General features: G+C 36.1%; 9 protein-coding genes. 4 read left to right on the plus strand and 5 right to left on the minus strand.

Features of this window, described 5'->3' with window-relative positions:
- Nucleotides 1–75 precede the first annotated feature (75 nt).
- On the plus strand, nt 76–1,083 hold the full coding sequence (locus QWY78_RS14795) for a quinone-dependent dihydroorotate dehydrogenase (protein WP_290221331.1): 1,008 nt from the start codon (nt 76–78) through the stop codon (nt 1,081–1,083).
- A gap of 37 nt (nt 1,084–1,120) precedes the next feature.
- On the opposite strand, the gene QWY78_RS14800 is transcribed toward QWY78_RS14795, so the two are convergent.
- Nucleotides 1,121–2,365, minus strand: a complete 1,245-nt coding sequence (locus QWY78_RS14800; protein WP_290221335.1) for a DUF445 domain-containing protein — start codon at nt 2,363–2,365, stop codon at nt 1,121–1,123.
- A 172-nt stretch (nt 2,366–2,537) separates the two neighbouring features.
- Between QWY78_RS14800 and msrB the strand changes: the two genes are divergently transcribed.
- A complete protein-coding gene (gene msrB, locus QWY78_RS14805) occupies nt 2,538–2,993 on the plus strand; it encodes a peptide-methionine (R)-S-oxide reductase MsrB (RefSeq protein ID WP_290221338.1) in 456 nt (151 codons plus the stop codon).
- Between the two features lie 24 nt (nt 2,994–3,017).
- Nucleotides 3,018–3,200, plus strand: coding sequence for a CPXCG motif-containing cysteine-rich protein (locus QWY78_RS14810; protein ID WP_290221340.1), 183 nt, complete (start codon nt 3,018–3,020; stop codon nt 3,198–3,200).
- A gap of 111 nt (nt 3,201–3,311) precedes the next feature.
- Here the strand turns inward: QWY78_RS14810 and tnaA are convergent, their stop codons facing one another.
- The 3 genes from tnaA to QWY78_RS14825 all read right to left on the minus strand — a co-directional run bounded on the left by tnaA (nt 3,312) and on the right by QWY78_RS14825 (nt 6,040).
- Nucleotides 3,312–4,688 carry a tryptophanase TnaA gene (gene tnaA, locus QWY78_RS14815; RefSeq protein ID WP_290221345.1) on the minus strand — a complete coding sequence of 459 codons (1,377 nt, stop codon included), beginning with the start codon at nt 4,686–4,688 and terminating at the stop codon, nt 3,312–3,314.
- A 77-nt stretch (nt 4,689–4,765) separates the two neighbouring features.
- Nucleotides 4,766–5,386: a DUF502 domain-containing protein gene (locus QWY78_RS14820; RefSeq protein WP_290221350.1), complete on the minus strand. Its 621-nt coding sequence runs from the start codon at nt 5,384–5,386 to the stop codon at nt 4,766–4,768.
- Nucleotides 5,387–5,461: 75 nt separating this feature from the next.
- Nucleotides 5,462–6,040, minus strand: coding sequence for a MiaE family protein (locus QWY78_RS14825; protein ID WP_290221353.1), 579 nt, complete (start codon nt 6,038–6,040; stop codon nt 5,462–5,464).
- Between the two features lie 160 nt (nt 6,041–6,200).
- Between QWY78_RS14825 and QWY78_RS14830 the strand changes: the two genes are divergently transcribed.
- A complete protein-coding gene (locus QWY78_RS14830; RefSeq protein WP_290221357.1) occupies nt 6,201–6,443 on the plus strand; it encodes a hypothetical protein in 243 nt (80 codons plus the stop codon).
- A gap of 37 nt (nt 6,444–6,480) precedes the next feature.
- Here QWY78_RS14830 and QWY78_RS14835 read toward each other — a convergent pair whose 3' ends face one another.
- Nucleotides 6,481–7,572, minus strand: coding sequence for an acyltransferase family protein (locus tag QWY78_RS14835; RefSeq protein WP_290221359.1), 1,092 nt, complete (start codon nt 7,570–7,572; stop codon nt 6,481–6,483).
- Between the last annotated feature and the right edge of the window lie 110 nt (nt 7,573–7,682).

Genomic DNA, 7,682 nt, shown 5'->3' on the forward strand with positions numbered 1-7,682 from the left:
TATAATAAAAGAAATTAGAGAAAGATTTCCGCCAACAATCCGAATTTGTGTATTTTTGTATCAACCCATTTACCTATGTACAAATCCTTCATACGCCCGATACTTTTTAACTTCGACCCGGAAGAGGTTCATTATTTCACTTTTTCATTATTAAAGAAATTTCCATTCCTTACCAAAATTTTTCTCCCAAAACCCATTGAAGACCAACGATTGGAACGAGAAGTTTTTGGCCTGAAATTTAAAAACCCCGTGGGTCTTGCTGCAGGTTTTGATAAGGATGCCAAAATGTACAATGAACTTTCAGATTTAGGATTTGGCTTTGTAGAAATAGGAACTTTAACACCAAAACCGCAAGAGGGAAATCCTAAAAAAAGACTCTTCCGTTTAAAAGAAGATTCTGCTATTATTAACCGCATGGGCTTTAACAATGGTGGAGTTGAGGCAGCTGTCGAAAGATTAAGAAAAAATACAAACGTACTCATCGGTGGTAATATTGGTAAAAATAAGGTAACGCCAAACGAAGAAGCCGTAAACGATTATATCATCTGTTTCGAAAAATTATTCGATCATGTAGATTATTTCGTTGTAAATGTGAGTTCGCCAAATACGCCTAACTTACGTGAACTTCAGGATAAAGAGCCTTTAACAAAGCTGCTCGGAACACTTCAAGAATTAAATCTGACCAAGGAAAACCCCAAGCCGATTCTTTTAAAAATAGCTCCAGATTTAACAGATTCCCAACTTTTGGATATTATTGATATTGTAAATGAAACCAAAATTACGGGCGTAATCGCAACCAATACGACCCTTTCGCGTGAAAATCTACAGGCTGAAAACAAAGCAGAAACCGGTGGACTTTCGGGGAAACCGTTAGCGAAACGTTCAACTGAAGTCATTAGATTTCTTTCCGAAAAAAGCGGAAAAGCATTCCCAATTATCGGTGTTGGTGGTATTCATTCTGCGGAAGATGCTTTAGAAAAACTTGAAGCTGGTGCAAGTTTGGTGCAATTGTATACGGGATTTATTTACGAGGGCCCGAAATTAATTGCGGAGATTAACCAGAAAATTTTGGATAAAACGTAAGAGTTATTAGAGCTTCAAGTTCAAACAGCGCTCTGCATCAAATAAAGAAATTACTCACCGTATAAATAATCAAACCGACCAATCCGCCGACCAAAGTTCCATTCACGCGGATAAACTGTAAGTCTTTACCCACCTCCAGTTCCAGCTTTTCGCTCAACTCTTTTCCTTCCCAGTTTCCTACCGTTGCACTGATTAAACCTCCAAATTGATGCGTGTTTTTTAGAATGTATTTGTAAGCGGTCACGCGAATCCAATGATCGATTTTATTTTGAAAAACCTCGTCCGTCTGTAAATTTTGAGAAAGCTCTGAAAGATTTTTCTGAAGATAATTTTTCAGAGCAGAATGTTCTTCTTCCAATTCTTTCGACACTGATTTTTTAATGGAAGCCCAAATATCAGTGGAATACTGAACGATTTTTTCTTCTTTCAGAAAATCATTTTTAATGTCTCTGAATTCATCTACCCATTTCTCATCGGTTTGGATTTCTTTAGAAAAAGAATAGAGTTTCTGAGTGATTTCCGTGCGCAAAGAATGATTGAGATCGCGTTCAACTTCTTCAAAATATTTGGATAATCCTTTGGTTATTTTATCTGCAATACTGTCGTCTACAAACTTTGGAACAAGAAAAAAACTTTCGCTTTTTACCCTTTGTTTAACCATGTCTTGATTATTTAAGACATAATCTTTAATCTGTTTAGATAAATTAGTAATAAATCTTTGGTGGTCTTCTTTATCTAAAATGTACTCCAGTCCGTTTCCGATGATTTGGTTGATTTGTAAATCATCAGACATTTCTTTTGCCTTTTTTCCGATAAAACTTACCACGGCAGTATCATCTAATTTATGTAAAATATCCAGGACAATGTACGAAAGTTCATTCAGTAAGTTTTCTTGGTTTCGTTCTTTCGACAGCCATTCACCGACAAAATGTGAAACTTTTATTTTCTGAATATAAGGTCGAATATTTTGAGGCGATAGAAAATTTTCTACCACGAAATTTCCCAGATTATCACCAATTCGTTCTTTACTATTCTCGATTAAGTTGGTATGAGGGATTTTTAAACCCAAAGGATAATTAAAAAGGGCTGTAACCGCAAACCAATCGGCCAAAGCACCAACCATGGCCGCTTCAGAGAACGCACGGAGGTATCCAATCCAATGGGCTGGGTTTTTCTTTTCTAAGATAGTCATCACCACAAAAATAACAGCCATCAAAACGAAAAGTCCCGTGGCAAACATTTTGTACTTCCTTAATTGTGCTTTTTTCTCCGTATCATTCATTGTTTCAAATGTACTAAATTTGATTCGCAATTGTTTTCAATGCGTGATTTTTGCCGCTAATTATTTTAAAATGTATAAAAAAATTCTCTTAATCTTCTTTTGCATGTCTTTGCAGATGTGCTCACAAGTTATTCAACCCGATAAAACAAAATCAATTCAAAAATCAACCTCAATGGAAAATTCTACAACAAAAAACAATCCATATTATTCGCGAACAGACCGCACCAAGTTGAATGTCCCGAATTCTGAATGGAAAGAAATTCTTTCTGCCGATGTGTATGCGGTGGCTCGTGAAGCGGGAACCGAAAGACCAGGAACTGGCAAATACAATGTTTACGATGAAAAAGGGGAATACTACTGCGTGGTTTGTGGCAATCATTTGTTTCGCTCCGATGCTAAATTTGCTTCATCATGTGGCTGGCCAAGTTTCTTTGAAGCAGATAAAGAAGGAACGGCCTACAAGAGAGATTCTACCTACGGCATGGAAAGAATTGAAGTGGTTTGTAAAAGATGCGATTCGCATTTAGGGCATGTTTTTAATGATGGCCCACCCCCAACGGGAACACGATATTGCATGAATTCTGTTAGTTTGGAATTTGTAGGTGATGGTGAAACCGCATCAAAATAATAGCCTTTTTAATTATTACGCCTCATGTTAGAACATTTTTATACATGCCCATACTGTTGGGAAGAAATTTCTGCACTTTTGGATCCTTCCATTTCCAATCAAACGTATATTGAAGATTGTGAAGTTTGTTGTAATCCGATAGAATTGCATGTAATTTTTGAAAACGAAGAATTGGTCGGTTTTGATGCGGTGAATATTGAGCAGTAAATTTTCATAAAAAGGTACGAGCTGATCTAATTAATTCAGGGAAAAAATTTTAAAAATAAAACCTCGACGAAAGCCGAAGTTTTACTTTTAATAAAGATGGTATTTAAGCGATTAAGCCTGCTCTAACTCCACCGTAAAATGGCGCAGAATTTCAGATTCCCAAGTAATATTATATCCTTTTTTAATATCTTCTCGTCTATCAAATACATTTTTAATGGCGACTGCGATATAATCCATATGGTTGTTGGTATATGTTCGGCGTGGAATTGCCAGACGAACCAATTCTAATTTTGGATATCGGTTTTCACGTGTTTCTGGATCGCGGTCTGCTAACAAAGTTCCTATTTCTACGGTTCTAATTCCAGCTTCTTTATAAATTTCATTTGCTAATGTTTGTGCCGGAAATTCTTTTCTCGCAATATGCGGTAAAAAAGTCAAAGAATCGATGAAAACCGCGTGACCACCGATAGGTTTTTGCACGGGGATTCCGAATGCGATAAGTTTATTTCCCAAATATTCCACCTGAGAAATACGGCTTTCTAAATATTCAAATTCTGTAGCTTCGTTTAGTCCAATAGCTAAAGCAGCCATATCTCTTCCCGCCATTCCGCCATAGGTAATGAATCCTTCAAAAATAATTGTGAAATTAGACGCTTTTTTATACACCTCTGCATCATTTAAAGCGATGAACCCACCGATATTTACCAAACCATCTTTTTTTGAACTCATGGTCATTCCCACCCCATAGGAAAATACTTCCTTTGCAATTGCCTTAATGGTTCTGTTTTCCTGGCCTTTTTCTCTCATTTTAATGAAATACGCGTTTTCTGCAAATCTTGCAGAATCGAAATAAATTGGGATACCATAGCGGTCAGAAAGTTCTTTTACCGCTTTTACGTTTTCCAATGAAACGGGTTGCCCGCCGGAAGAGTTACAGGTAATCGTTATTAAACAAAAGGGGATTTGTTCTTTTGGATAACTTTTATAAACGTTTTCTAATTTCTCTAAATCAATATTGCCTTTAAAAAGATAAGGGTCTTCGATATCAAATGCTTCGTCAATTGTACAATCGATTGCATGTGCTTTTCTAATTTCGATATGCCCTTTGGTGGTATCGAAGTGGGTATTTCCAGGAATCACATCACCATCTTTTACGAGAACGGAAAACAATACATTTTCAGCAGCTCTTCCTTGATGCGTTGGGAGTAAATATTTAAAACCAGTAATTTGCTGAACGGTTTCGTGTAGTTTTTCGAAACTTTTGGAGCCGGCGTAACTTTCGTCGCCCGTCATCATGGCGCCCCATTGTTGGTCGCTCATGGCTCCAGTTCCGGAGTCCGTTAACAAGTCGATGAAAACCTGAGAAGACTTTAAATTAAATAAATTATAACGGGCATTATTAAGCCATTCTTCTCTTTCTTTTCTAGTGGATTGGCGAATCTCTTCGACCATTTTTATTCTAAATGGCTCAACGTATGGTAATTTCATGATAATGAAAAATTAAAGATTAATAATTAAAAAGGAGGTTTGTGAAATGATGAGTATTCATATTTAATTATTAATTTTCACTCTGGTGCTTTGAAAACATTGTCGTCGGAATGGAAGCCTGCGACACCACCACTTACAGCAAATTTCATGGCTTGCGCTGCTGTTACATTATTTAAAATAACAATGTTCGTCGCCAAGACAAATACAACCCAGCCAGAAACGGCGTAGGAATGTGGCAAGTAAACCGATACGTAATTGGGGAATCCCACGGAGGAAAGATCACTTTGAGTTAAGAATCCAATCCGCCAAACGTCGGGTTCGTTTGAGGTTTTGATAAGAACGGGCTGGTTAAATTTCTTTTTATCACCCACGAAAGAAGTCATCACATCTTTTAGTGAAGTATAAATGAATTTAATTCCAGGGGTATGTTCTAAGATATAGTCGAAGGTATCTACCACAATACGGCCGATGATAAACTTGCTACCCAAATAACCGATTAAAGTGGTGGAGCAAATAACAATCAAAAAAGTGATGCCCGGATAAAACTGTTCCGATAAAGCGGGGATGATATTATCAATACTCGAAACGATATACCAAATGATCCAAATCGTAAGGGCAAAAGGTCCGATTATGAGCAGTCCTTGGAAAAATGATTTTGCCAAAATATTTAGAATCTGTTCAAATCGAGTTTTTTGCATGGTTTGTCGTTCGGAAATTTATCCATTTAAGACTTGGTAAAAATAGGAAAATTTTAGAGTACTATTAAAAAAATATTAACCGTGTATGGTTTCTTTTTTTCCATAGGATTTGATGATTTCAGCTTCGTAATCCAACCATTCTTCCCAGCGTGCATTTACTTTTTCAACGTCGCCCAATTGTCGGGCAAAACCAATGAAAGTAGTATAATGTCCGGCTTCAGAGATCATCAGGTCTTTATAAAAGGTTTTCAGTTCTTCATCTTTAATATTTTCCGTCAACACTCGAAAGCGTTCGCAACTTCTAGCTTCAATCATGGCTGCAAAAAGCATTCTGTCAATAATATATTCTTTTCGAGTTCCTTGAACAATGAATTTGAAGAGTTGTCCAACGTAATCATCTTTTCTTTCTCTACCGAATTCGTAGCCTCGTTTTTTAATAATTTCATGAACCATTTGGAAATGTTCCAGTTCTTCTTGTGCGATTTTCAAAAGTTCGGTAACGATTTCAGGATATTCTGGGCACATCGTTATGATAGTAATCGCGTTTGTAGTTGCTTTTTGCTCGCACCAAGCGTGATCGGTCAGGATTTCTTCTAGATTTCCTTCTGCAATATTAGCCCAACGAGGATCGGTTAAAAGTCTTAATTTAAACATCTTCTTAATTTTACGGGTAAATTTAATAAATTAAATAGGAGTCTTTACAGCATTTTTATTTATTGAAAACTTATGATGAATTCAGTTCGTTTGAAGATAATGGTTAAAAATGGCATAAATATTGGATAATCAATAGATAACATTAAAAAAATAAACGATTATGAACACTTTATCTTTAAAAAACGGTCTGGAAAAATTTGGAATTTTGATGCTGACTTTTTTCTTCAGCGCCCTAACTTTTGCACAAGAAGCCACTAAAACACCAGATTTAGATGTGGATGTAACCACCACCAAAACTACCACAACAGAAGAGTGGTTCACCAATCCACTCTATTGGGTCATTGGCGGATTGTTTGTGATTATTCTTATTGCGATCATTGCAAGAGGTGGCAAAAAAGGCTAATTCTTGAACGTTAAAAAAATGAAATACTGCTTCAGTTTTACACTGAGGCAGTTTTTTTTCGTAAAAATTGAAGAAGTCGCCAACCTAATGAGTCCACTTTCATCAATCCTTCCGCAATAATGACCGCCAGCAAAATATTAATACCGAAAATCAAAATAAGCGTAATCCCCCAAGGTATACTGTCTTTTATTAAAACGACAACAAAATAAACCAAAGAAGAGCTCATTCCCTGCGCAAAATAATAGAAAATTGCATTTTTTCCAATATAGGTGATGAAGTTGTTTTTGCTGATTTTCAACCTGTTGTATAATACAAATAGGGTTAATGATGAAAAACTGGACCAGAAAACATACAGAAGTTTCGGCGGGAATTTGGCTTTATTCATTTTTAAAAATAATTCTTTCCCGTCATTCCAGAAGAGGAAAACGAGGATGAAAAGTAAGATTGCATAAAGAGAAGCAGCCCATTTTGTAGGAATTTTCTTTCCCTTTAATTGGTGCCCAATTAAGAAAACCCCCAAATACAACGCGACATAACCCACCTGCCCTGTTGGGTAAAATTGCGGAAAAACATTGAAGAATAAAGTTAAACCGAGGCATAATCCAATAAACCAATTGAGGTGCTTCGGAAAAAATCTAAGTATTAAAACACCAAAGACCGTCAAAATAAAATAGACTTTAAGGTACCAGAAGCTTCCCATCACCACGGGAAAAGTATCCGCATTTGTATATTGATGAAGATACCAATTACCGAGATTTTGCCATTGCGGGACATCGGAGATGTTTTGCGGAACATATTTAGAGCCAAAGGTTGAATAGAATGCTCTCATCCAATCTAATCCAAAAAAATGCAAGCCGAATACTTTAAAAATATAATCAAGGAAGAACAGAAAAGTTACGAAAATCATAAAGGTAATCTGTAACTTCAACAATCTATAGAATGTTTTTTCAATATTTCCGCCAGAAGTGATTCCACTTAAAGCATAAAACAAAGGAACATCTATTAATAAGGACAAAACCCGAACTTCTGTGGGAACATAAAATTGGCCAGACCAAAATACGGTATGAATAAAAATAATGGCAAGGGTGGCGAAACCTTTGGCAAAATCAATGTAGAGATCTCTTTTCATATATCAATTACCCGTTGTGCATTTAGAAATATAGGAAAAAAGATTGTTCATTTGATTAAAAAATCGTATATTTACCTGACTACCAATCACTTAAATACATGAACAATCTC

The organism is Kaistella yonginensis (assembly GCF_030409525.1).
GTDB lineage: Bacteria > Bacteroidota > Bacteroidia > Flavobacteriales > Weeksellaceae > Kaistella > Kaistella yonginensis.